This window comes from Facilibium subflavum, from assembly GCF_003574485.1.
Lineage (GTDB): Bacteria > Pseudomonadota > Gammaproteobacteria > Francisellales > Francisellaceae > Facilibium > Facilibium subflavum.
In genome coordinates this window covers 1-789 of record NZ_QLIT01000321.1, presented here as the reverse complement: position 1 = coordinate 789, position 789 = coordinate 1, and the positions used below count along the sequence as shown (strand labels likewise).

1 protein-coding gene is annotated in these 789 nt (G+C 35.9%); it reads left to right on the top strand.

Going from position 1 to position 789, the window contains the following annotated elements:
• On the top strand, nucleotides 1-656 hold a 656-nt coding region (locus DNK84_RS13690; protein ID WP_208123349.1), incomplete at its 5' end, for a hypothetical protein.
• Between the last annotated feature and the right edge of the window lie 133 nt (nucleotides 657-789).

Genomic DNA, 789 nt, shown 5'->3' with positions numbered 1-789 from the left:
ATTATGGTATTGACGTTGACTTCAAGCCCAGCAGGTTACAAGACATACTAAAAGCCAACCTTTTGGTACAAGATAAAAATGAGGCATATTTAGAGCCTTTTTGGTCTGTTTTAATAAAGGAGGGTAACAATAAATTTATAAACTCAACAGTTGTCAGTAGTTATACTAAAGACTATCTAGCACGCGTCTATAATCATTCAGATAAAATGCAAAAAGTAAAAGATGCAAAAACTTATAAAGAAACCATTGAAAATGATGATGATAACCTGTTGGGGCAACTAAATCTTTTAATTAAAAACCTTAAGTTCAATAGTGTTAATGGTGTTGGACAAGAGACAGTTGCTGGGAGTCAGGGGGAGCTTGCACTTCATCATTTTATAGACTATTTAACAAAGGTTAAAGACCAGGTAGCTCATTTAAATAACACAGCGCTTAATCAGGAGCTTAAGCTGTTGCGTCAGATGGTTGGTAAATATGCGCCTGGCGAGGCACAAATTCCAGAAATAGAAACCTGCTTTGCAACAAGAGCACAAAAATTACAAGAAGTAATATCAGCATTAAAAAAGGATCTGGCAAATATTTCTGTTAGCAAACAAGATAAGGCACAGCTGGTGCAAGAGGCAAATGAGAAGTATGAAAGCGCTGTAAAAGCGTAACCGCGAGCCCATCCATCTAACTGTGTAAATTTTTCATAGTACTTAAATTCTGCCTTCAAATTTAATTAAAAAATACGGCATTGCTTCACTCCAGCTTCTAATTGGCATTGTCCATTTTTTTGTCATATAGTCC